The sequence below is a fragment of the Vibrio plantisponsor genome, from assembly GCF_013041605.1.
Classification (GTDB): domain Bacteria; phylum Pseudomonadota; class Gammaproteobacteria; order Enterobacterales; family Vibrionaceae; genus Vibrio; species Vibrio plantisponsor.
The window spans coordinates 672,400-696,266 of the sequence record NZ_JABEQC010000001.1 but is presented as its reverse complement, the minus strand read 5'-3'; the positions used below and the strand labels follow the sequence as shown (position 1 = coordinate 696,266).

The following is a 23,867-nucleotide window of genomic DNA, read 5'->3' as shown; positions in this document are numbered from 1 at the left end:
TCTACCTAAGTAGAAAGGATATGAGGTGTTAATAGAAGCGAGCCATGACGGCTTCTTCAAGCTGTTTTGCTACTCGAACTTGTTGTAATGCAGAACCGACTTGTGCGTCGACATCGACAATCGTGCTCAATCCAATCACACTGTTATCCAGCGTATTTTGAACAATATTGGTGATGGAAGAAGCACTGACAACTTCAGGACGGTAGGAAGAAGAGATCTCATCGACAGAGATATGATTCCCACCACCATTCTGAATGACATTGACTAGCCCTACTTCTTGCTGGTTTTGCTCACTACTACTCAGCGCAAGATTCTTCAAATTCCCATTCTGTATAACTAAATTGGCAATTCTGGAGTTAAGCATCACATTGCCGTCAATTGCTGTCTTGATACTCAAGCCAATATTCACAATATAGTCATTCTGAAATTTAAACCCTCCTCGATAACTATCGAGTTGCGTGTCATCCAGAGGATTGACATAGTTCAGTGTTAATAGGGAACTAGCGTTAGTATTTGGGTTCGCCACCACTTCTCCTACCGGAATATTTAAAGCGATCATGACTCCAAATAGGTAACGATATTTCATACATCCCTCCATAGAGTTCAATACTGTCCTACGTTCGGCCGAAGAATACCGAGATTTCCAGAACTGTCTCTCAACACACCTTGCTTAATGGGAGACGCCGCGTATACAGAGAAATCGTTATCCGTAATAAACGTAGTTCTTCCAACCTCGGCTCGGTTACGAATAAGTAAAACAATTCCCTGATAGTGTTCCTCAAACCTTTCATACTTCATTTTCATGGTCCCTCTTGAAGGATCGCCAAGAATCACGAATCCATCGTTCATTCCTTTAATCACGACAAAATGTAGATAACCGTCGAAGTTAACCAGAGTGATCCCTGGTACACCAAGCTCTCGAATTTTGGCTAAATTGAGTTTAAAACCATCTGACTTCAGACCAACAGATTCCAAGTACTTTTTCATATCGAGCAATGAGAAACCCTGCTGTTCAATGAGTTCTTTATCGCCGTTATCAAACATGTTCTGGAAAATGTCTTGCTCTTCAGAAGGCATATCGTAATGAAAGGAAAGCAAGGAGGCCAAAGCAGCCGAACCACAACTGAAATCGTATTTTTGGCGCAATACTTTACCAAACACAACTTCACTGTAGCTTTTGACTGGCACTGAATACTGGCCACGACTGGGCAGTATATTTAATGAGTGTGACGGTGCCGATATGAAAAGCACCGCCACGATTAAAAAACGATAAACGTTCATGTTATTTGAGTGTCAGGTTTACGACCGTTGAGTTTTGTATCAGCACGTTGTTACCACTATTCTGAATAACACTGTTAATGCCGGAACTGTTGGCTAATGCGCCTGATGACATAATATTGTTGCCTGTCACAGAATCATTAACCGTGTTACCCGCATTGACACCATTGAGTTCAGACGATGCCGTTATACTCTCAATGTCGATGTAATATTGACCACCTCGTGAACTCTCCATGACATCTGGAGAAAGCTCTTGTTCAGTCAAATTAATATCATCGGCACTAGCGGATAGCGAAGCCATCGCACTCAAGGCGATTATTGCTAAGCGCATCGCTTTCTCCTGCTTAGATATTAAATTAATCCGTAAACAATGATGCGTTAGTAGTCACCGCTTGTTGTGTCAAAGAGTTAGCACCAGAGTTTTGAGACACAGTAACAATACCGGCAGCACCGCTCATACCATCCAGTGAGTTCATGTTGTTAACACTAACACCCGCACTTACAAAACCACCGCCATAGCTGACGCCGACACCAGATACATTACCGCTGAGAGAGGCATTCGCCACCACAACTTCAGAATCAATGCGCAACTCATAGCTTTGCGAACTGCTGTTATCTGTCCAACTTGCTGAGTTTGAAGAGTTACCGCTGTTATTCACGCTGTTGTCGGTGTTGTTACTGAGCAGATCGACATCTGTATCATTATCATTACTGGTTAGCGTGTTGGTTTCTGTATCATTGTTGCTCAATAGATCAACGTCAGTACTGCTGTTGTTGCTGTTTGTATCGTTGAAGCTATTGTTATCGCTAAGATCAGTATTGGTTGTTGTTGTCGTTGTGTCACTCGCATCAACATACGTTGTGTTATTACTCAACACATCATTATTGTCTACTAATGCCCAAGCAGAACCACTAGCCATTAATGAACTGACAGCGATAGCGATACCTGTTTTACATATATTCATAATATCCACTCCATGTGAATTAAGTGTATTAATTGCTGCTTAAGATGCCGATTGGCAAATTCATTATAGGTAGTATTCTCAACATGGAATTAAGTGAAAAATAATAATCAGCAATAAATAAATAGTTAACCAAATGTACAACAAATAAACTCAATTCAAATCAAACCATTACAAATTGTGATTTAAAAAGTAGTATAGGAGTATGTTTTTGAAAATATTTAAACTGACTAAAAAAATACTTTTTAATAACCAATCAATCACAGAAAAAACCAAAATAACATTAAAATATTGATTTCAACAATTTCAAGCATTTATTTAATATAACTTTATAAGTAAAAAACTATAAAATAGCACTAAAGTTTATTTATGATTGTCTTTTTAAATATTACCTCCTAAAAATTGGTCAATTGTTCAACTCATTGCTAACCTATTAGTCAAACCAAATAAGTATTTATTATCATTATTAACCAACCACTAGGTTTTTCTATGAACATCAAAAACTTGTTGATAATTTCAGAGAACGCCTTACAGAATAACTTAATAAAAAATCAATTGAACAAAATTGAGCACATTAAAATTGAGACAAGTGAAGTATCCGAATTATCAAAGCAGAACAATATCGATTTAGTCATCATTGACTTCAATGCGTGTAAAGAACTTGAACAGTCAGAACAACTGCCTGATTTTGATGTACTTAATTTAGGTGTGCTGGTTTTCAATGTTCCCGAACACAAACAAAATGATATGTGTATACGCTGGAAATCACTCAAAGGGCTACTGCTAGAAGAAGCAAAAATAGAGCATCTACCGGAAAGCGTTGAGTGCATTTTAAACGGCGGTTTATGGCTTCCCCGTGACTGTTTGGAAAGAATGATCAATATATACCGCATTCCAGGCTGCTCAAGCCATCAATGCTTAGAGCAACTAACAAACAGGGAAAGACAAATATTGAATTTGATGTCTAGCGGCAGCTCTAACTGCGAAATCGCCAAATCACTGTTTCTTGCTGAAAGCACAGTAAAAACGCATATCTATAAGATTTACAAAAAGCTAGATGTGCATAAACGACGAGATGCGGTAAAGCTGATGAAATTGATACGGGCATAAATAAAATCGGGCATAGACAAAAAGCCGCAATCTTTTAAATTGCGGCTTCTTTCAGAACATGTTGCTCTTAACGATTGCGGTTAGTTTGGATAGATAGTTTTCCACTCTTTCGCCATGTCCACCACAGTCCAACCTTTCGCTTTTGCTTCATCTAGGCCTTTGTCTAAACGACCGATATGAGATTCGCGATCGTATTTGTACTCACGTTTCTCATCCGTGTGATGAATGTACATAGGGAAACGTAAGCCTTTACCTGCGTAAGTCCATTGCAGCATTGCCAAATCACCGTCTGAGTTACCAAACGCAGCGATAGGACGACGACCAATGCGCTCGTAAATTTCCAGCGCTTTCATCTCTTTATCGTCGTTCACCAAGATTTCTGGTAATCGCTTGATCTCTGGTATTCCATTGTTCATAACGAACTCAGTTTTGAAGGTTGTTCCAACCACCTGCTCTGGTGGAATACCGTAAACAGATTCAACCCACGCACGCATAAAGCCCGTACCACCACCTGAAACGATAAACGTTTTAAAGTCGTTTGCGCGTAAGTAATCAAGCAATTCCAACATTGGTTGGAATACCAGTTCCGTGTATTTTTTACCCGTAACTGGGTGTTTTGCTGTCGCAATCCACTCTTTAGCAATCGCGTCAAACTCTTCCGTATTCATACCGGTGTGAGTGGCGTACAACACCTTCATGAGATCTTCGGTGTGCAGGTTCTTCAAATCACCCTTCAAAACGCTGGCAAACGGCTCTTCTGTCTGCCAATTTGGGTGCGAAGGCGCTAATGCTTTCACTCGGTCAAATGCAAACTGAAGCTGGAAATACATAGGTTGCTCAGACCACAAAGTTCCATCGTTATCAAACGTGGCAATACGTTCAGCAACTGGAACAAAGTCTGGAGAGTCCACATTCGTTACTGACTGAACAAACTTAATGATCGCTGTTTTTGAAGGACCAGAGTTCCATGACGGAAGAGGGTCTTCAGCAGCCCAAGCAAAGTTTAGAGAAGCTAAGCTAAACAGAATTGCTAAGGCGTATTTTTTAAAATGAGCCAATTTCACGACGTTCTCCTATTTATTAATATTTTTATAAACCAACCGAACTTTAAGATGAGCGGAAACTGAAACAAGCAGCAACTAACTGTTTCTATTTTCCAACTCTGGCAACGCTTTCGGTATCATTCTTCTCCGTTTCACTTTGCGTTTTACGTTCAGCCATAACTTCGACATAACAACACGGTTAACGTCACCAGTCTGAACTTGCAAAGATTTGGTTTGTAAGTGTTCTGGCATTGTATGGGAAATTTCTAAGCTGCCAGAAGTCTTGCGAGCTTTTTTGTATAGCAAGGTTCGCGCTTGCGGCCACTGACCTTTAAACACAGATAAGTAATACTTCACCCATGCAGGAGATGGATGCGTACGGTAATAACGACGGGCGGCAAGCATAAGCATTACCAACGTAACCAAAACCAAAGCAGTAACAAGGATCATGTAACGATAGGCTTTTAGCCATGAGGCTAACGTGTGCTTAACATGCACCTTGTGCCCTTCTATGGTGATTTTCTCCAAGCTTTGCTTTTTCGAATTCCACCACCAAATTTCATAACTCGGCCAAGTAATGTCACCACCTTGCTGTAATACATAGGTGAGGCTGTCTTTACGTTTTGATAGGTAACCATCACGGCTTTGAGTGTCCGTTAGTTCAGGAGGATTTGGGTACCCCTGCCATGCGTCATTGACTGAATTAGTCATCAAATTCGGCAATAACACTGATAGAGAATCTTGCGCCTGAACTTCAATTACGCGAGTGATAGCGTCGCCAACTTTAGGTTCATCTGAAGAAACTTGCCAATCTTGTTTGACCTTAACATCACTGGCGGCGAACCAACTTTGCGTCCCGCCAAGTTCAGCACTCGGAAGTTCCACTCTAAATTGCTGAGGCGTTGTCTCTAAAGTAATTTTTTGCTTGTCGCCGTTTGAACCGGCAACTTGTACCTCCAGAGAGACTGGCGGAACAATAAAGTCGCCACTTTTCTGCGGATAGAGAACCACTTCCCACAACTGACGAGACCATGTTTGTCCTTTGTCGCGCTGCGTTGAGTTCACAGCAAAGGGGTTGCGGCGTTTGACCAATACATCAGGTATTTCTAACGATGAAATTTTTGTGCCTGCGGTATACCAAGTGTTAGTAGACACTTCGATATTGAGGATGATTTGTTGAGTGGGCGCAAACACTTGCAGCTCATCTGTCGGTTTGCTACCAAGCCAGGTTTTCACTGTCACTTGTGTAGACTGAGACTCGTCAGCAAATGTCACTCCGCTCAAAATCAGCAACAACACTAATGTCATTGCACGCATAAATTCTGAAAAGCATTGCTGAGTCCATTTAATCATTTCCCGTATCCTCCGCTCTGCTCACTTCAGAACCTGCTTGGTTGTACTGAATCTGAAATTTGGACTGTAAGAAGCGGCTTGGATCGGCTTCTACACGCTTCAGCCATACTTCCGCAAGCTTTGGGTCACCTAAGATATCGTCTGCACTGAGCTGCTGCTTTTTCATATTTTCTTCAGAAGTGTTTTCATCTGCGCCGTCAGCTGTTTGCGGCTGACCGTCAGGCAGTTCAATGGAAACCTCCTGATCGAGATCCAAGCTGTTGGCCTGAGATTCACTCATGATGTTGATTTCATCGATGATTGCAATGATGGCTTTAAGGTTGTGAGCGATATTCTGTTGCAAAACGCTATCGAGATCGGACAGCTCGTTTAATTGCCTTAACAGAGCACGAGCTGCTACGTACTCGCGTTGTCTGGCTAATGCACTAGCCGCGTAATAAAGCCCTTGTGGGGTGTTATCTTGCATAAATGCAGAATGCGCCAGTTTGAACTCACCCGCGTAGTAGTATGCAATGCCTTTGTTCAGAGGCTTTTGATAGTGAGCAGCCGCTTGCTTGTAATCTCCTCGATTAAACAATCTCTGCGCTTGTTGATCAGGCGTTAGCCATAAATCCATCCACCACTGTTCGGTTTTGTCCCATAACGTCGCTTGCTCTGTAGCAACTGTCGATTCTGTTTTGCTCGATACCATACCCGCAGCGTTCGCAGCGTTTGGCATAAGTGAGGGCATACTCACTACCAAAACCAAGCTCCACTTCACCAGCCAGCCTTTACGGAACCACAGCAACATCAGCAATACGAGTGGATATAACAGGCGATAACCTTCATCTTGCCACGGCATCGATGAATCACTGTTAATCAGCATAAAGCGTTCTATTTGGCTATTAAGCTGCGTTACGTCTGTTTCATCAATGCTCATTTCAATCAGCTTGCCATTGGTCTTTGTTGCCAGTGTGCGCAAAGACGCCAAATCCATTGGTGAATCAACGGTAATATCCGAATTACCTATTGCAAGAATGAGTAGCTGATAAGGCTGAGTTTCAAAATAGCGTTCAAATTCATTGACTGCATTGGCATCAACGCCATCCGTCACTAATAAGATTGAGTTGCCTTTATTGGCCTCAATCTGCTGTGTTAACAAAGGTAACGCGGTTTGAGGAGCTTTCCCTGCAAGTGGCATGATCTCTGGGTTTAACGCCGACAAATATGGAAATATCACCTGATTATCTTTGGTAAGCGGCATCGCCACATGAGAGCTGCCCGCATACACCATCAGTCCTGTCTTACCACCAGCACGCAGCTCAGTTAGATCAGTGATCTTGTGTTTTGCTCGCTCCAACCTGCTCGGTGCCACATCTTTCTGCTGCATGCTTTCGCTATTATCAAGCAGAATCATCAGCGACGCGGAATCTTCACCAAATGGAGAAGCTTGTCTTTGCCATGCTGGGCCAGCACAGATCAGAACAGACAGGACAAGCAACAGCATAAGCATTTTGAGCGGCAGTTGATTTGTCCAGCCTGAACGTTGCACGGTTAAGGCATTGCGTAGATGAGGTGGAAAAAAAGCAAAGCGGTTTTCATCAGAGCTCACCTTCCAACGCAAATAGAAAATCACTGCCAATGGTATCAAGGCCAGTAACCACCAAGGGCGTAAAAAATGAAACTGCAAAAGATATTGCCATTCAAGCTGCCAATCACTCATTTGGCACCTCTCGAATACGTTTGATGGTGAGAGCGCCAAACACCAACAGATGCATGACCACTAAAGCAATAACCAGATAATGATGAAGACTGATTTTAGGACGATAGGTCGCCATGCTGTAAGTTTGTGGTTCCAGTTCATCAATCAGCTTGTAGGCATCACTTAATGCTTGTTGATCAATTGCGGTAAACGAGCGTGCTTTGGTCAGAGCGGATACCCGTTCTATCACGTCCATATCCAACGGTTGTTCACCGACAGTTTCAGGATTACCCATTGCAATCATGTAGATTTTAATGCCTTTAGCCGCAGCGATCTTGGCTGCATCAATAGGTTCAACAAAACTGCCTGTATCATTGCCGTCAGTCAGTACAATCATTACTTTTTGCTGTTCTGGATCTCGGTTCTGCTCAAACACTTTAATACCAAGCCCCATTGCATCACCAAGGTTAGTGCTCTGTCCTGCCATGGCGACATCGGATTCGTTAAGTAAACTCAGCCACACGGATCGGTCTGCGGTAAATGGCGTTTGTACAAATGCAGAATCTCCAAACAAAATCAAACCAAAACGGTCACCTTCTCGGTTAGCCACAAACTCTTTCAATACCTGTTTTGCTGCTTGCAAACGCGTTAAGCTTTTTCCGTCTGTTGTAAAATCTTGTTCTGCCATCGAACCGGACAAATCGACCACCACCATAACATCACGGCCAAACTCTTCTCTGGTCTGAACTTCTCCCAAAACACTTGGATGAGCCAAAGCCGTCACAATCAATAACCATGAAATAAACAGCGTGGCTTTTTGCCACCATTGGGAAGTAAGCAAACCTGCCGCTTCTTTCGGTGATTCGTTTAACGCTTCAAGGATCTGAGAAAAGAAAGGCACTTTAATTGCACTTTCACGGCTGTGATAAGCCGGTACCAACCAGTACACCAGCAAAGGAAGTGGCAACAATAAAAAGTTCCAAGGGTGCGCAAATTCAATACTACTCATGCTCACCTTCCGATATCACTTGATGCGTTTTGAGCCAAACAACTAAGCCACTGCGCAAACGGTCAAAATCCGGCTTTTCCAACTTGGAGTTTTCGACGCAAGCCAACCATTGAAGATATACATCATCATGTTGGAAATTCGCTTGTGACCTATCAGAACTGTGTTTTTCAGACGAGCTATCTGTAGCTAAGTAATCCATTTGAGACAGTAATTTAACCCCATACAAAGCTGCGTTTCTTTTGTCCAGATACACCATTACAGCTTTCATTATCTTAACCATTTGATAGGGCCAATTGGCGTCATCAGGAGTGAGAGACAAAAGTGCGGCTATCGCTTCCTGACGATAACGGTTGTTCCACCAGTGCTTTGCATAACGATAAATACGATAAGTGGCGTATAACAGGATCAAGGTAAAGACGATTTTCCAGCCTATCGTCTGAGGAAACCAACTGAATACTTCCGGCAACTCAACATCGCGAATGTTTCTTAACATGTAGCTGTCTGGCGGCTTAGGGATCATTTCATCACCTCCAGATATTTGGCGAGCTCGACAAAGTGGTCACCATGAGTACCAATTTCTATACATGGCAGTTTTTGGGCAGCCATTAGCTTTTTCAGCTGTGCTCGCTTTTCTTCATGACGTTGTTGCAGAGTTTCGTAAGCCTTTTCGCTCTGTTTTCCTTGCTCCAAAGCAAACTGATATTCGCCATCACCGATAACCCAAGGTGAACCCGAGCTGTGAGTAGGCATAGACGACTCTAAAGGATCAGAGACAAAGACACTGATTACATCGTTGTGTTGATGCAAATATTGCAGTTGGCGAAGTGTCTGGTCATCCGCATCGGTAAAGTCGCTGATGATGATGAACGTGGCTGATTTTAATTTTTTCGCCTGTAGCGCTTTGAGCCAATGGCTCATACCGACAGTGGCAGAGTTTTGCACGTCGACATTAAGCTTATGATTAGCTTGCACCAGATCGTTCAGACCAAGCAGATACGATTTACCGCCGCGTTTAGCAGAACGCCAGTGGAATCTTTGATGGTCACAAATGAGAAAACCCACACGGTCATTCTGTGCTAACGCCATCCAACCCATCAGTGCTGCAATTTCAGCTGCAACCACAGACTTCATATGACTTACCGAACCAAAGTACATAGCGCTGCGTTGATCAACACAGAGGATAATTTGACGATCTTTCTCTTCGGTATAACTACGGACGTGCGGCTTGCCCGTTCGTTGGGTCACTTTCCAGTCCATCTGACGAATGTCGTCACCTTTTTGGTAGTGACGTAACTCTTCAAAATTCAGACCTCGGCCGCGAGCATGGGAATGATAGCGGCCTGACATTTGCGCGCGTGAGTAACGAGCACCCAATAAATTAATGCTGGTTACGTGGCTTTGCGTACGATTGAGCTGTTTGATGTCAACGTAAATACGTGGGTCTAAGCGTTCTTGCTTATCATCCATATCAATTACCCAATATTGACGACGTCCAATAATTCCATCACCAAATCTTGCTGACTGACACCATCGGCGAGTGCCTCATAAGACAAGCTCAGTCTGTGCCCCATCACCATCGGTGCCACGGCTCGAACGTCATCTACAATCACATGGTCACGGCCTTCTAACCAAGCCAGTGCTCGTGAACATTTGTCTAAAGCAATCGAAGCACGAGGGCTTGCACCTATCGCAAGCCAGTTAGACAACTTAGACTCTGGATACTGCTCCAGCTCACGTGTCGCCATCACCAAATTGACGATATAGGTTTCCACCAGCTCGGAAAGCTCAATTTTCGTAATTTCTTTTCGTGCCTGAGTAATACATGCAGGGTCGATAGAGACTCGTTCCATGCCTGAAGAAAACCACTCTCCCGCCTCTTCCTGACGCACTAAACGAATGATATCGCGTTCAGCACCGTGGGTTGGGTAATCGACACACACTTTGAGCAGGAAACGGTCCATCTGAGCTTCAGGCAGAGGATACGTACCTTCTTGCTCTATTGGGTTTTGGGTAGCCAGAACCATGAACAATTCAGGTAAGGAGTGAGTCTCACCTGCAACCGTAATGGTGCCTTCTGCCATTGCTTCAAGCAGTGCTGCCTGAACTTTGGCAGGTGCTCGGTTAATTTCATCCGCCAGAACAATCTGGTTAAACACTGGTCCCGGTTGAAAATGCAGTGAAGATTTACCTTCTGATTCTTGCAGTACCTCAGTGCCTGTTACGTCAGAAGGCAGCAAATCGGGTGTGAACTGGATTCGACCAAATGAAATAGACAGGGCATTCGCCAGAGCTTTAACGGAACGAGTTTTCGCGGTTCCCGGTAAACCTTCCAGCAGAACGTGCCCGCTGCTCAACAGACCAAGCAGAATTCCTTTGACGACCGATTTCTGACCAACAACTTGTGAATCTAAATAATTTAATAATGTCACCACATCAGAGTGGGCTTGATTAGTCATATCGTCAGTTGCTGCCATTGTTGTTTCCTACTAAGTCGTTTTGTCCAAGCCAATATGTTGTTCAATCTATTTGTTGTTTTGCCCAAGTAAGACAGAAATGCCCGTTAAGATCGGTAGTGAGTAGTCAAAGAAGGCCTTAATACCAGGGCATAGATAGTTTAGCCCCTCTTCGCCGTCAGGCGTTTTTAACAGACGGTTTTTCGGACATTCACCCCAACACAATTTCAGGTATGGACACTCTTTACAATATTTAGGCAAAGAGTCACGTTTTGCGGTGCCAAAGGCTTGTTGTCGAACAGAGAAAGCCATCTCATTCAACGGGCGTTCTTTAACGTTGGCAAGTTTGTATTCTGGGTAAACATAATGGTCACAGCTAAACACATCACCATTGTGTTCAATAGCCAGCCCCTTACCACAGAATTCCGCGGTAATGCACAACTGAGAAGGTTTGCCCATCACTTGAGCAACAGCTGTTTCAAACAGGTTAACCAACACTCGACCAAGGTCGTTGTTCACCCACTCTTCAAACGTCGCAATCAGGAACCGCCCCCAGTCGTCAGCATCTACAGACCAGTCCGTAACCACCGACATAGGGTGTCCCGGCTTAGCCAGTTCACTGCCTACCGCTGGAATCATGCTCTCATTCCAGAACTGTGGCGCCGTAGTTTTAAAATCGCTTGGTTCAACAACGGGATTGTACTGAATATAGGTAACACCCAGTTCCTGAGTAAGGAAACGGTACACTTCGAGCGGATATTTAACGTTGTGGTTGTTCACGGTAACCAGCGCATTGAAACGCACGCCGTGTTGTTTCATTTTCTCAACGGCGTTCATCACCAAATGAAAGGTCGGTTTACCGCTGCGTGTGACGCGATATTTATTGTGGATCTCTTCCGGACCATCGATTGAAAGCCCGACAAGGAAGTTGTTCTGCGCAAGAAACTCACACCATTCATCATTGAGCAAAATGCCGTTGGTTTGCAGGTCATTCTCGATACGAATACCTTGCGGTTGATATTTCTTTTGCAAAGATACGATTTGGCGGAAATAGTCCAGACCAAGTAAAGTCGGCTCCCCACCCTGCCAAGAAAAGACGATTTCTTCGCCATCTTGACTCTCAATATAGCTCTTCACAAAGGCTTCTAAAGTTTCATCATCCATTTTGGGTTGTTTTGGCTGATGCAGCAGATCTTCTTTGTGCAAGTAAAAGCAATATTGGCAGTCAATGTTACATTTCGCGCCGCCCGGTTTTGCCATCACGTGAAAACGACGTTGGTATTGAGGTTTATCACTTAAATCTTTATACGCTGACTTTAACGCTACCACATCCAGCATTGTTGAAGCGCGCATTGAGGTTTTTGTCATTTATACGTCCTTATTTCAAAATAGGGCGCTCCGTAGAGCGCCACCATTAAATTTCAACCAATTAGGTTATTTTGGAACGAAAGAACCCGCTTCCATACGTGGTGGGAATTCTTTGAACGTTTCCATCATCTCAGCCACTTTAGCTGCAGCTGGTCCCATCAAGAATGAACGCTCATACATCCATTGGCCATAGCCAATACCTGTATCACCACGCTCAAATGGGTCAATACTTAGATCGTACATCTGTGGAACACGTAACTTAGTCAGCGGTTTTTGCCAGATTGCTAGCCCAGTTTCGTTCTCTTGGATATTGAAGTGGAACTTCATTTTGCCTTGGCGTAAAGCAAATAAGTCACCATCATCACTCCAGTAGAAGAATTCGTTACGTGCTGATTCTTCAGACTTACCTGTCCAGTAAGGAAGTTGGTTATAACCATCTAGGTGAACCTTGTATGACTTACCATCTGCTTTCTTACCTTTTAGAAGCTCGTCTTTCACTTTGTCGTTACCAGCAGCAGCGACTAATGTAGGGAAGAAATCTTCTAGTGACGTCATACCATTTAGAGTCTGACCCGCTTTAATGTGACCAGGCCATTTAATCATCATTGGAACACGGAAACCGCCTTCCCAACCCGTATTTTTCTCACTACGGAATGGACTCATACCCGCTTCTGGCCATAGGTTGATCATAGGGCCGTTATCAGTGGTATATACGATGATAGTGTTGTCTTCGATACCTAGATCTTTAACTTTCTGCAGAATTTGACCAATTTGGTCATCATGCTGTTTCACACCATCAGCATAGAAGCCATGGCCAGTAGCACCTTTGTACTCATCTGGAAGGTGAGTAAAGTTGTGCATACGAGTGGTGTTAAACCATGTAAAGAACGGTTTCTTCGCTTTTACCTGTTTCTCCATAAAGCCTTCAGCAGCTTCAAGGAACTCACCATCCACATTTTCCATGCGCTTACGAGTCAGAGCCCCAGTATCTTCAATCTTACCGTCAGCGTATGAATGAATCACACCACGAGGACCAAACTTCTTCTTAAACTCAGGATCTTGCGGGTAATCCACATTTTCTGGTTCTTCTTCTGCGTTCAAGTGATAAAGGTTACCAAAGAACTCATCAAAGCCGTGGTTAGTTGGCAAGTGTTCATCTCGGTCACCTAAGTGGTTTTTACCAAATTGACCGGTTGCATAGCCCATATCTCTCAGGATCGTAGCAATCGTTGGATCTTTCTCAGAAATACCTTCTTTTGCCCCTGGCATACCCACTTTACTTAAGCCTGTACGCTTCGGCATTTGACCTGTAATGAAGGCACTACGACCCGCAGTAGAACTTTGCTGAGCATAGAAGTTAGTAAACTTCGCACCATCTTTTGCGATGCTGTCGATGTTAGGAGTTGTGTAGCCCAACATACCTTGGTTGTAAGAACTTAAGTTCCAGTAACCAACATCATCACCAAAGATAACTAAAATGTTTGGCTTTTCTGCCGCGTAAGCGGTTGCGGAAGCAGCTCCAATTGCAAGTGTACATGCATTTAGCAGCAACTTGCTTGAGCGCTTTTTAGCACCTGTACTCATAAAGACTCCATTTGACGGTTAGTGATTTAGAAATATCTATTCAAACATGCACATATCAAATGTAGACTAAGCTGAATTTAAACGTGGAACAATCCACCTTTTGTTTTATAATCCATAAATTGAATTTATACATAGTTGAATTATGGACCTCAATTTAGTACGTACATTTTTAGTTGTTACTGAAAATCTTTCTTACACTAAGGCGGCGGAACAGATGGGTCTAACTCAACCAGCTGTCAGTTCTGCGATAAAAAGGCTAGAGAAAGAGTACGGGCAAACACTCTTTGTTAAAAATGGCCGAGGAATAGAGCTGACAACCAAAGGTTATCAACTGATCCCATTTTTCCGTCAAGCTTTAGACATCATCGAAAATGCCATGCATATGCGCGAGCACTTTAATGTGTACTGTAATGAAGCAATACTGCACTGCCTCTGGCCAATGGAAAACATTACTTTTACGGAATCTCCACAAGATAAAAATGTCTTGTTTGAACACATGCGTCAGCAAAAAGCCGATCTCATCATTGACACTATTTTGATGAAAGACAGTTCTTTCGTGATTGAGGAAGTGCATCGGGAAGCTCTCGTGGTGGTTTGTCGAAAAAAACATCCACGAATCAAAGGTTCTATAACCAAGCAGGAGTACTATCAGGAGCTTCACGTACTTAATTCCGCTATGTGGGAAAATCTGCGCGGATTCGAACAGATTGCTCAAGAACCTATTGAAGAAAGAAAAACCAACATCATCAGTGGTTCTATTGCAGGGCTTATCCTTCATGCCTCACAAAGCGACGCACTGGCCTTTGTGAATCAGTCTTTTGCACAAAAGTGGGCAGACAAATTGGATCTGCAAGTTCTAGAGTGCCCTATCAAAACAGACCTCGCGCCCTATCACTTGGTGTATCACAAAAGAGAGCTGAAGAATCCAGCCCACAAAGCGTTGCGACAAAACATTAAACTAAAACTAGCGAGCTATAAGTCCTAGGGGCATTAATCGTTAATTACTTGCTTGACCACATAACGGTTTCGGCCTTGTGTTTTGGCTTGATACAAGGCTTTGTCTACCGCTTCATAGATATCTGACAAAGTTTCTCTGCCCGTTGGATTCACAGAGACTACCCCTTGAGAAACTGTCACAAAATTGGAGACGGTACTGAACGCATGTGGGTAACGCAGGCCATTAATCGCATTTTGAATTCGTTCAGCTGCAGTTTCACACTCGTCATTGTGGGAAAGCATAACCACAAACTCCTCACCACCATAACGACCAACATACTCACCACTGCGGCAAAACAATTTATTGGCAACTTGCGCAATGGTGTACAGGCAGCGATCCCCTTCTATATGACCATAATTGTCGTTAAACGGCTTAAACTGGTCGACATCAAACAGAATTACCGTAAAAGAACCAACATGGCGGCCATGCCAAGAGATCATCTCTTTGAGTTTTTCATCCATAAAGCGGCGGTTAAATACCTGAGTCAAACCATCTTCATTGGCTTGATGTTGCAGTACTCGGTTGAGTTCTTCTAACTTCGCACTGGTGCGTTTCAGTTCCCTTCTCATGTTGGCAATGCGCTGCATAGCCAGAAGTTTAGAGTTAAGAACCAGCTTATTCACTGGCTTAGTCAGGTAATCATCCCCACCAGCTTCTATCGCTTGAGCAATGATAGCGGGTTCATCATGTCCACTAAGAAATATAATTGGAATCCAGTCATTAGGGTAATTTGAGCGAATTTCCCGTGAAAGTTGAAAACCATCCATTTCCGGCATTGAGATGTCCATCAGTACCAATTCAGGATCAAACTGAGGGTAAAGCGATAAGGCTTCGCGTCCGCTGGAAACACTTTCGACGTTATGACCAAGTTGTTTTAGGCGAATCGCCAACTGCATTCTGTCTAGTTGCACATCATCAACCAACAAAATTCGCATCGAGGAACCGGAAGCTACCATGCTATTCTCGTTCTATTACAATCATATAGTTACGTATAGCATAACTTTCATAGCCTTTCACCGCTTAATAATGAAAAGCTTATGTTGACATTTCACCTAAAATTTCTAGCATTACAGTTTTTCTTACCGAGAATTTTTTCATGTCTGAGACAACTCAAAACGAAGTAACGACAGTGGACTTAGAAGCCATCTCTCCAGAGTTACGCCAAGTAATCGAATTCGACCAAGTACCTGAAGAGATGTACCAAATGGTGACATCTATTCACGAAGTTTCTGAAGAAGCAGTTCGTGAAGCTTGGGATGAACTTCCAGCGAGTGCGCAAAACATTTTGGACAATTTTGAGCAGTTTCATGCACTTATTTCTGTTAGCCAAGCGTTTGCTGGTATCAATGTGATGGAAGAATTTCCAAGCATTCAACTACCAAAAGATATGACAGAAGAAGACAAAGAACAGTACCGCGCTCAGTTGCTTGACAAAGTTCTTTACGATTGTGTGAAAGATATGGCGAAACAGCTTAAGAAAGCTCGCCGTGACCCAATCCTGAAGCGTGATTTTAAAGACGTATTCGCTAAATAATTTAGCGCTATACAAGCAAAAGCCCGCTAGTAATAGCGGGCTTTTTTACATCCGAACTCTTTAAGTCCCACAATAGTGTTCAAAGCACTACTGCTGTTCTCTTAGCTGCTCCAATCGGTTTTTCAACACAACAGGCAAGGTATAAAGAAGTAACAATCGAATCGCATGATTTACCATGACGAACGCAGGTTCCAACCCAAGCAGCAGGGCAACCGCCGTCATGGCTTCCACACTGCCCGGCACCCAAGCCAACAGCACAACTACCCAGCTTAAGCCTAACAGATGCGATGCAATATAAGACGTCACTGCTGCAACAAGCAGACCAATGATGGTGACAAACACACCCGCCTTTGAATAGGACATCGCCTCACGTAAAGTGGTTTCAGCTAAACGAGCGCCAATCAATGAGCCGAGCAATCCCGTGGCAAAGATGACGATGAACGACGGCACAGATAAATCTATCGTCGTGACATAGCTGTTACAAAAAGCAGCAATCACTAGCGATGCAATCATATACGGTGCTGGTATACCGAATCGTAGCGAAAGCTTACCGCAAATCATACTGACGGCAATGACGCCCATAAGCAACGCCCACTGTTGCCAGCCAATCATGGTATGTTCAATCGCTACATTAACCGTAGTGTTTGAAATAAAGCCCGCTAAAACAATCAATATGATCAAACGAACCGAGTGAGAGTACACCACTCTTGGTGACGGCTTGTTTCCCGACTCGCTAATGACCAAAATGGCGGCCATGGCACCGGGAACAGCACCCAGTAAGGATTCAAACGGGTTCCATTTTTCTTTATGGTGAAGCCACCAATAGCTACAGCTTGTTTGTAATATCAAGCAGATCACTAAACCTAGAATCACCGCTGGATTCAAGGTATGGGAAAGTTCGCCTAAGGAGATCGTCGCGCCAACACTGATACCTAATATCACTTGGATAAACATCAAAAGTGAATTTGGAATGACGATTTGCACATCAAAGCGCTTTCTTAAAATAATAATTGCCGCTGCTGAGATAAAAAGCTCAGCGAGAGGTATAGAAGACAACAGCCCAATCGACGCCGACATCAATGCAATGACGATAATGTTAGGCAAACTATACCTAGAAGAACCTTCAAACATAGTTTTGTATTTACATCCTCTTGTCCCAAACAACTCCAAGATGACGTAACGCCGGCGACTTGGATGGGAATAATTTAGTTGGAAAGAGCGAGCTTCACGGCTTCTTCAGCGTGAATTTTTGTCGTGTCGTACAGCTTTACTTGTGTGTGTTGTTGTTCAACTAACAGAGCAATTTCTGTGCAACCCAGAATTACCGCTTCGGCTCCTGCACGACGTAAATTGTCAATGATGTTGATGTATTGCTCTCTGGATTCGGAAAGGATCTGTCCCTGACACAACTCATCATAAATTACTCGGTGTACGACTTCACGTTCTTCATGTTCAGGTACGATAACTTCAATACCAAATTTTTCGCTGATCCTACGTTTGTAGAAATCCTGTTCCATAGTAAAGGCTGTACCAAGCAAGCCTACTTTTGAAATACCATCTTCGATAAGCTTGTTCGCCGTCGCGTCAGCAATATGAAGAACAGGAATGTCGATTTGCTCTTCTATTTGCGGAAGCACTTTGTGCATGGTGTTAGTACAAATGAGTAAAAAATCTGCGCCGCCTGCCTGTATGGATTTGGCCGCATTACCTAAAATAGCACCCGCTTGATCCCAATCGCCAACTCGTTGTAATTTCTCAATTTCTTCGAAATTAACACTGTAAAGCGCTATCTTCGCAGAGTGCAATCCACCCAGCGCCTGCTTTACACCTTCATTAATCGCTTTGTAGTAGCTCACTGTCGATTCCCACGACATTCCACCCAACATTCCTATGGTTTTCATTGTGTGCTCCTTTTATTGTTACGGCTTAAATATGAGTTAATCATTCGTCAAATCATTGAGTTGAGAGCTCAACCATCGTATTCCTTACTAAACAGGACTTCAACCATATACATTTTCGCGCAGTACCCTTAATTTCACACCACAATCACTTTGTTACGGTACGTATCTCTCTTTACGAAGAAGCCGGATGCTGACACTATCTATACATCACCCACCTTGTCTATAAAAGCGAATAGCTATGAATATCCTAATCACCGGAGCGACGAGCGGCATCGGCTATGAACTCACAAAACTGCTGGCTTCGAAAGGCCATAAGATTGTTGCGACTGGCAGAAACACCGACAAACTCGCCGAGTTACAAACGGAAACTCAATGCTTCACTATTGAAGCGGACTTAAGTTGTGCAACACAAACAGTTGAGATGTTTAACAAAGCCTATCATCAGTTAGGCAAACTGGACGTGCTTATCAACAACGCAGGGATGAACTCGAGAAAATGTGCCATTGAAGAGTTCACTCTGGAAGAGTTTGATCACCAGTATGCTGTGAATCTGCGTGCTCCTGCTCTGTTGAGCCGAGAAGCGTTGACCGTAATGAAACCGTTGAAGAAGGGATTCATTATTAATGTCGTCAGCACAGTGGCAAAACGCGCCAACGAAACCATGAGCGTCTACACTGCGATGAAACAAGGCTTTGCGGGTTTCAGTTCGATTTTAATGAAAGAAGCGCAGCCACATGGCATTAAAGTAACAACGTTATTTCCAGGCGGTACGGACACTAACTTCCGCGAAGTGGAACGCCCTCAATATATGAGTGCGAAGAGTGTGGCCTACACCATCAACCAGATCTTAGAACTTCCAGAAGATGTGGTGATGCATGAGATGGTCTTCCGTCCACCAGTCGAACTCGAATAACCTTCAAAGATTGATTTCGGGGCCAACAGATGCCCCGAATTAGCTTCGTCCTATTTTCACATACCTACCCTGTACTCAATACCTTGTTATCGGTTTTCTAACTGATGAAAAACCTCTAGAATGCGCCCGTTGAAACAGGTTTTAGGTACATTGATTGAAACTCAGCAAACGACTCAAACAAATTGACCAGATGATCATGGCATCTTACGACCATATTTGGGATTGCTGTTGTGACCACGGTTTTCTTGGCGCTTCCTTACTAAACAGACAGGCGGCAGCCAATATTCATTTTGTGGATATTGTCCCAAGCCTAATGTCAGAGGTAGAAAGTAAACTGCAGCGCTTTTACGCCCATTCATCATCTAAATGGCATACCCACTGCTTAGATGTCGCCAAATTGCCTCTAGAAGAATACTCAGGTAAACATCTGATAATTATTGCCGGTGTGGGTGGTGATTTAATGATGCACTTCATCAGTGAAATACGCCGTCAGTATTCAAATCTAACAATCGACTTCTTGCTGTGCCCTGTCCATCACCAGTTCGCCTTACGGCAAAAACTGATTGAGCTCGATTTCGGACTGATAGATGAAGTGTTGCTTGAAGAAAATAGCCGTTTCTACGAAATCATATACGTCTCAACCAAAGCGGCAGAAAGAATACCCGTCACGATAACAGGCAGCCGTATTTGGCATTGCAACAGTGAACAACAAGCCGCATCAGCAGGCAAATACCTTCGAGCTACATTAAACCACTATCGCCGCATGCAAAGCGGTAACTCAGCAGATGTGCAGCACATCATCGATGCTTATTCGGAAGTGAAGTTGGAATACTCTCAAGATCAAGTGGCTGAATAATCCATATACAGCCACCGTGTTGAAAAAAATGGAACTGGTTAGTTTAGGGTTTTCTCATAACAGGCAAGAGACAACGTTTTACCATTAAGCACAAACGCATTTTTCTCTTGTCCTACTCGAACAAACTCCGCTTTTTCAAGTACACGCATCGAAGCGGGATTATTGGTAGCGGCTTTTGCTGTCAGCAAGCGGAGATCCAACTCATCACGGGCAATCTCAATCAGTTGTTTCACTGCAAAGCTGGCTACGCCTTTACCACTCCAATTTTGGCAAACCCGATAACCAATTTCGCATTCGTCATCCGTTACATCGATCATGTTTGCGCGGGCAATCACCTCACCATCTTCAACCACCACATAAAAGAACCCAGTGCCTTCTTCATGCTGTTCAATCAAGCTATTCGTAATATCGCGAAAGCTGGCAAAGCTGTCATAACTTGATGGTCTTGGAGGCACAAATTGCTCAAACCAGTCACGGTTGCTTTTCTCAAACTCAAAAAGTGATTGGAAATGTTTTTCTTCTAATAACTCTAATTCCATATCTCAGATCCACGTGGAAATTTATTAAATGGTACGAGCCAAAATTTGAATATAACGCCCAGTGCATGGACTCGCAATGCATAAATATCACATCTCGAACAATAAGATGCGGTATTGGGAGGCGACGCCATTCACTCAGTTGACGCTAAAAGCTAACAATGTCAGTCGATGCTTTATTTGCTTGGCCTGAGCCGCTAAAATGGCACAAATTTGAGGAACTGGACATATCGATGGCAAAGCTAACTCTCCAAGAACAGATGCTAAAAGCTGGCTTGGTTAATGAGAAAAAATTAAAAAAAGCAAAAAAAGGTTCGAAGAAATCTCGTGTGCAGGCGCGTGAGGTTAAAGCTGCGGTTGAAGAGAACAAACGCGCTCAGCTAGAACGTGATAAGGAACTGAGCCTGCAACAGAAAGAGCAGCGTCTAAGCAAAGAAATCCGTGCTCAAATTAAGCAGTTAGTAGAAATGAACAAAATTGATATTGCTGATGGCGATATCAAGTACAACTTCACTGACGGAACGCTTGTGAAGTCTCTGTATGTCACATCACTGATCCGCGATCAACTGATCAAAGGTATTGTCGCGATTGCTCGTTATGAAGAGACTTACGCAGTGATTCCAAGTGGCGTGGCAAATAAAATCGCCATGCGTGACGACAACACTGTCATCGAACAAAAAGCACTTGAAGCGGATATTCCAGCAGAAGACGATCCGTATGCAGATTTCGTCGTACCTGATGACTTGATGTGGTAATCACGGCAGTTGTAATAAGTTCGACAGCATTAAAAACGGCGCTACTAGCGCCGTTTTTATTTCAGCTCGAGCGGATATTGGCTAGACGTTTAAGTTGTCTGAACTATTAAACGAATACATAGTTATCTCATTGCGCGGATACCAACCCAGTTTGTCGTAGAAACCTTTGGCACTGTGATTTTCATTCAAGACAAATAAATGGGTTTTCGAGATACCGAGCGCCGCCAATGCGCGAATGGATTGGTCAACCAACCCCTGTCCAATTCTCTGCCCACGATAGCGATCGTCAACCGCTAGGTGTTGTAAATATCCACGGCGGCCATCGGTACCGACTAACACTGCACCAACAACGATGTCGCCATCAAGAGCGACAAAGCTGAGTGCAGGATTTCGCTCTAAATACGCCGCGATGTTTTGCTCAGAATCTGCGTCTCTGAGTGACAAATTATCGGTTTGTCCCCATAACTCGATTACGGCTTGATAATCAGAAATATCCATTTCTCGTAGGGTGATCATCATACATCCTCACAATCAATCTAATACTCGCGCCATATGATAGGCAGAGACGTATTCACCATTGCGAAATGCATACGCCTTCGACTCACCTTCAACAGCAAAACCAAATTTCTTATACAGGTTAATCGCCCGAACATTGTCACTGTATACCGTCAGTTCGATCCGTTTTAGATTCAGCCAGTTGTCTGCCAGATCAATCACAGTGGCAAGCAAAGCGCTACCAACGCCACGGCCTTGAACATCGTCTTTCACTCCCATACCCAGAGAAGCCACATGACGCCTGCGTGGGCTGGTGCAAACTTCAAAACCCAAGTTGCCAACAATTTCTCCATCCACTAACGCAACATAAACAAAAACATTGTCTGGCACATCCGTCGTACGCTTTTCCCACAAAGTCAGCGATGGATGAGGGAGTTGGAGTGTACTCGAATAGGCATTTTTACATTCATAAATTTGTTTGATGGCTCTTGCATCTGATGGCTCAGCCCTTCGAATTTCAACGGTCATAATTACTCCAACACTCTCTTTAATTAACAACGTTTGCGCTGCTCTTTTCTCTGTTTACATCGCTCTATAATCTGAGTTTTTTCTGCGTCTGAAGACGCACTCCAATGAATGATTTCTTCTATAGTCCGAAAACACCCAACACAAACATCTTGTTCATCCAAACAACATTGACGAATACAAGGTGATGCGGGGGTATTGCTACTATCGGTAGTCGACAAAATCTACAACTCTCTTTGCATGATGTTTTGTGGACCTACAGGTCCGCCCGTATACAACTCACCACTATCCACAAAACCACATTTCAAATAACACGCATAAGCAGCCTTGTTGCGGCAATTTACCGTTAACTGCATGACTTCATAGTCGGGATAGTGCTCTGTCACATAGCTTGGTAACGCTTTAATGGCTTGGGTCGCAATACCTTTACCTTGATATTTCTGGTCAACCAGCAACGCTCTTACGCCTATCGCCTTGTGCTGTCCAAACTGATATTTCTCAGAGTAATTCAGATCGAGCAAAAAGAAGCCGACCGCTTTACCTTCAAAAATAATAAGGTGGGGATGTTCAGACTCTTTTAAGTCTTTAACCACTTGGGGAACATTGCTGACCGTAAATTGTGCTTGGTCGCTTAGAACACTCAACAGACTGGCTTCTTCTTCCCTGATTGGGCTGTATTTTTCAATCGTTACCACAACTATCCCTGACCCTTTTACTTCTTGTAATCAAGACAGATGCTCTCTCTTTGGAGTGAGAACATCATCGTTTACTGAACGTAATAGTTATGCAACAAAGATTCAACAAGAAAATAAATTAACCTGTTGATTTACCGTTATTCATAAGACGTCGAAGAGATAGTTTCCTGCCCCGTGGCTTGTCCCTGCTGTGGTAAAACCAATCATTTGTACATGACTTCACTGCCAGCGTTTAGCCGTTATTGTTCGCCTAAACCTTCAGACCAAACAGCAAACTCATTGCCACTAGGTTCTGTAAAGTGAAAACGGCAACCTCCGGGAAACTCAAAGATAGGACGCACGATATCTCCCCCATTGAGCAGTACTTTCTCTAATGTCTCCTCAATGTTGGCACTGTAGAAGATCAGCAGCGCACCACCATTAGCACTTTGGCTACAAGCATCTGCTTTGTAAAAGCCACCATCAATCCCTTGGTCTGAAAACGCAGCGTAGTCTGGCCCGTAATCAATAAACTCCCAACCGAAAACCATAGAGAAAAAAGTCTTAGTGGCGACTAAATCTTTCGCTGCATATTCAACGTAATTGATTTTCTCATGTTGTTTCATTGTTATCCCTTCCTCAAATCGTTGCTTGTTATCACGGCATATTGTCAAACAACAATCGGCAATAGCTTGATTCAATACTTTATTTAAGCCTAGCACTCTATTGGATTTCAGGAAGTGCCAGCAAGGGAAACTCGTTGAAAATTACAGTTGAAGATCAGCGATATAAATAATGGTTGGGATTGCTTTAGTTAGTTGGGCAAATAAACACGACTAT

At 43.4% G+C, this 23,867-nt stretch carries 28 protein-coding genes; 6 read left to right on the top strand and 22 right to left on the bottom strand.

Going from position 1 to position 23,867, the window contains the following annotated elements; genetic code table 11:
- Positions 1–28: 28 nt before the first annotated feature.
- Genes HKI82_RS03245 through HKI82_RS03230 form a run of 4 tightly spaced genes read right to left on the bottom strand, consistent with a single transcriptional unit; the run spans position 29 to position 2,243 of the window.
- Positions 29–586 (bottom strand): hypothetical protein, encoded by a 558-nt coding sequence (locus HKI82_RS03245; RefSeq protein ID WP_171137182.1) that lies wholly within the window; start codon positions 584–586, stop codon positions 29–31.
- Positions 587–603: 17 nt separating this feature from the next.
- Positions 604–1,281: a C39 family peptidase gene (locus tag HKI82_RS03240; protein WP_102939583.1), complete on the bottom strand. Its 678-nt coding sequence runs from the start codon at positions 1,279–1,281 to the stop codon at positions 604–606.
- A 1-nt stretch (position 1,282) separates the two neighbouring features.
- Positions 1,283–1,609 (bottom strand): carbon storage regulator, encoded by a 327-nt coding sequence (locus HKI82_RS03235; RefSeq protein ID WP_102939584.1) that lies wholly within the window; start codon positions 1,607–1,609, stop codon positions 1,283–1,285.
- Positions 1,610–1,634: 25 nt separating this feature from the next.
- Positions 1,635–2,243: a hypothetical protein gene (locus tag HKI82_RS03230; RefSeq protein ID WP_102939585.1), complete on the bottom strand. Its 609-nt coding sequence runs from the start codon at positions 2,241–2,243 to the stop codon at positions 1,635–1,637.
- Positions 2,244–2,729: 486 nt separating this feature from the next.
- On the opposite strand from HKI82_RS03230, the gene HKI82_RS03225 reads away from it, so the two are divergent.
- On the top strand, positions 2,730–3,350 hold the full coding sequence (locus tag HKI82_RS03225) for a response regulator transcription factor (RefSeq protein WP_102939586.1): 621 nt from the start codon (positions 2,730–2,732) through the stop codon (positions 3,348–3,350).
- A gap of 80 nt (positions 3,351–3,430) precedes the next feature.
- Here HKI82_RS03225 and HKI82_RS03220 read toward each other — a convergent pair whose 3' ends face one another.
- From HKI82_RS03220 to HKI82_RS03180, 9 genes are all read right to left on the bottom strand, one after another.
- Entirely contained in the window at positions 3,431–4,408 is a 978-nt protein-coding gene (locus tag HKI82_RS03220) for an HAD family hydrolase (RefSeq protein ID WP_206361803.1), read from the bottom strand.
- An 81-nt stretch (positions 4,409–4,489) separates the two neighbouring features.
- Positions 4,490–5,746: a BatD family protein gene (locus HKI82_RS03215; RefSeq protein WP_240956634.1), complete on the bottom strand. Its 1,257-nt coding sequence runs from the start codon at positions 5,744–5,746 to the stop codon at positions 4,490–4,492.
- Positions 5,739–7,448 carry a VWA domain-containing protein gene (locus tag HKI82_RS03210; RefSeq protein WP_171137180.1) on the bottom strand — a complete coding sequence of 570 codons (1,710 nt, stop codon included), beginning with the start codon at positions 7,446–7,448 and terminating at the stop codon, positions 5,739–5,741. Before HKI82_RS03210 ends, HKI82_RS03215 begins: the two co-directional genes overlap by 8 nt.
- Positions 7,441–8,436 carry a VWA domain-containing protein gene (locus HKI82_RS03205; RefSeq protein ID WP_171137179.1) on the bottom strand — a complete coding sequence of 332 codons (996 nt, stop codon included), beginning with the start codon at positions 8,434–8,436 and terminating at the stop codon, positions 7,441–7,443. Before HKI82_RS03205 ends, HKI82_RS03210 begins: the two co-directional genes overlap by 8 nt.
- Positions 8,429–8,956 (bottom strand): DUF4381 domain-containing protein, encoded by a 528-nt coding sequence (locus HKI82_RS03200; protein ID WP_171137178.1) that lies wholly within the window; start codon positions 8,954–8,956, stop codon positions 8,429–8,431. Before HKI82_RS03200 ends, HKI82_RS03205 begins: the two co-directional genes overlap by 8 nt.
- On the bottom strand, positions 8,953–9,903 hold the full coding sequence (locus HKI82_RS03195) for a DUF58 domain-containing protein (protein WP_171137177.1): 951 nt from the start codon (positions 9,901–9,903) through the stop codon (positions 8,953–8,955). Before HKI82_RS03195 ends, HKI82_RS03200 begins: the two co-directional genes overlap by 4 nt.
- A gap of 5 nt (positions 9,904–9,908) precedes the next feature.
- Positions 9,909–10,892 carry an AAA family ATPase gene (locus tag HKI82_RS03190; protein WP_171137217.1) on the bottom strand — a complete coding sequence of 328 codons (984 nt, stop codon included), beginning with the start codon at positions 10,890–10,892 and terminating at the stop codon, positions 9,909–9,911.
- 66 nt (positions 10,893–10,958) lie between these two features.
- Positions 10,959–12,257 (bottom strand): anaerobic sulfatase maturase, encoded by a 1,299-nt coding sequence (locus tag HKI82_RS03185; RefSeq protein WP_171137176.1) that lies wholly within the window; start codon positions 12,255–12,257, stop codon positions 10,959–10,961.
- A gap of 66 nt (positions 12,258–12,323) precedes the next feature.
- Entirely contained in the window at positions 12,324–13,841 is a 1,518-nt protein-coding gene (locus HKI82_RS03180) for an arylsulfatase (RefSeq protein WP_171137175.1), read from the bottom strand.
- Between the two features lie 142 nt (positions 13,842–13,983).
- Between HKI82_RS03180 and HKI82_RS03175 the strand changes: the two genes are divergently transcribed.
- Entirely contained in the window at positions 13,984–14,826 is an 843-nt protein-coding gene (locus tag HKI82_RS03175; protein WP_102939595.1) for a LysR family transcriptional regulator, read from the top strand.
- 5 nt (positions 14,827–14,831) lie between these two features.
- Here HKI82_RS03175 and HKI82_RS03170 read toward each other — a convergent pair whose 3' ends face one another.
- A complete protein-coding gene (locus tag HKI82_RS03170; protein WP_102939596.1) occupies positions 14,832–15,794 on the bottom strand; it encodes a GGDEF domain-containing response regulator in 963 nt (320 codons plus the stop codon).
- Between the two features lie 140 nt (positions 15,795–15,934).
- Between HKI82_RS03170 and HKI82_RS03165 the strand changes: the two genes are divergently transcribed.
- Positions 15,935–16,372 (top strand): DUF3069 domain-containing protein, encoded by a 438-nt coding sequence (locus HKI82_RS03165; RefSeq protein WP_042485846.1) that lies wholly within the window; start codon positions 15,935–15,937, stop codon positions 16,370–16,372.
- Between the two features lie 87 nt (positions 16,373–16,459).
- Here the strand turns inward: HKI82_RS03165 and HKI82_RS03160 are convergent, their stop codons facing one another.
- Complete coding sequence (locus tag HKI82_RS03160) at positions 16,460–17,503, bottom strand: AbrB family transcriptional regulator (protein WP_171137174.1); 1,044 nt, start codon at positions 17,501–17,503, stop codon at positions 16,460–16,462.
- 74 nt (positions 17,504–17,577) lie between these two features.
- A complete protein-coding gene (locus tag HKI82_RS03155; RefSeq protein ID WP_102939598.1) occupies positions 17,578–18,273 on the bottom strand; it encodes an aspartate/glutamate racemase family protein in 696 nt (231 codons plus the stop codon).
- A 238-nt stretch (positions 18,274–18,511) separates the two neighbouring features.
- Between HKI82_RS03155 and HKI82_RS03150 the strand changes: the two genes are divergently transcribed.
- On the top strand, positions 18,512–19,186 hold the full coding sequence (locus HKI82_RS03150; protein WP_171137173.1) for an SDR family oxidoreductase: 675 nt from the start codon (positions 18,512–18,514) through the stop codon (positions 19,184–19,186).
- A 154-nt stretch (positions 19,187–19,340) separates the two neighbouring features.
- On the top strand, positions 19,341–20,042 hold the full coding sequence (locus HKI82_RS03145) for a tRNA (adenine(22)-N(1))-methyltransferase (protein WP_171137172.1): 702 nt from the start codon (positions 19,341–19,343) through the stop codon (positions 20,040–20,042).
- A 38-nt stretch (positions 20,043–20,080) separates the two neighbouring features.
- Here the strand turns inward: HKI82_RS03145 and HKI82_RS03140 are convergent, their stop codons facing one another.
- Complete coding sequence (locus HKI82_RS03140) at positions 20,081–20,581, bottom strand: GNAT family N-acetyltransferase (protein WP_171137171.1); 501 nt, start codon at positions 20,579–20,581, stop codon at positions 20,081–20,083.
- 230 nt (positions 20,582–20,811) lie between these two features.
- Here HKI82_RS03140 and HKI82_RS03135 point away from each other — a divergent pair, with 230 nt between their 5' ends.
- Positions 20,812–21,333: a DUF2058 domain-containing protein gene (locus tag HKI82_RS03135; RefSeq protein WP_171137170.1), complete on the top strand. Its 522-nt coding sequence runs from the start codon at positions 20,812–20,814 to the stop codon at positions 21,331–21,333.
- Between the two features lie 81 nt (positions 21,334–21,414).
- On the opposite strand, the gene HKI82_RS03130 is transcribed toward HKI82_RS03135, so the two are convergent.
- From HKI82_RS03130 to HKI82_RS03110, 5 genes are all read right to left on the bottom strand, one after another.
- Positions 21,415–21,849, bottom strand: a complete 435-nt coding sequence (locus tag HKI82_RS03130) for a GNAT family N-acetyltransferase (protein ID WP_171137216.1) — start codon at positions 21,847–21,849, stop codon at positions 21,415–21,417.
- A 15-nt stretch (positions 21,850–21,864) separates the two neighbouring features.
- Positions 21,865–22,356 (bottom strand): GNAT family N-acetyltransferase, encoded by a 492-nt coding sequence (locus HKI82_RS03125; RefSeq protein ID WP_171137169.1) that lies wholly within the window; start codon positions 22,354–22,356, stop codon positions 21,865–21,867.
- A 23-nt stretch (positions 22,357–22,379) separates the two neighbouring features.
- The gene (locus tag HKI82_RS03120) at positions 22,380–22,574 is read right to left on the bottom strand and encodes a DUF1289 domain-containing protein (RefSeq protein WP_206361781.1); all 195 of its coding nucleotides are present in this window, start codon (positions 22,572–22,574) and stop codon (positions 22,380–22,382) included.
- 3 nt (positions 22,575–22,577) lie between these two features.
- The gene (locus HKI82_RS03115) at positions 22,578–23,048 is read right to left on the bottom strand and encodes a GNAT family N-acetyltransferase (protein ID WP_171137168.1); all 471 of its coding nucleotides are present in this window, start codon (positions 23,046–23,048) and stop codon (positions 22,578–22,580) included.
- Between the two features lie 239 nt (positions 23,049–23,287).
- Positions 23,288–23,653, bottom strand: a complete 366-nt coding sequence (locus tag HKI82_RS03110) for a VOC family protein (RefSeq protein ID WP_171137167.1) — start codon at positions 23,651–23,653, stop codon at positions 23,288–23,290.
- Positions 23,654–23,867 lie beyond the last annotated feature (214 nt).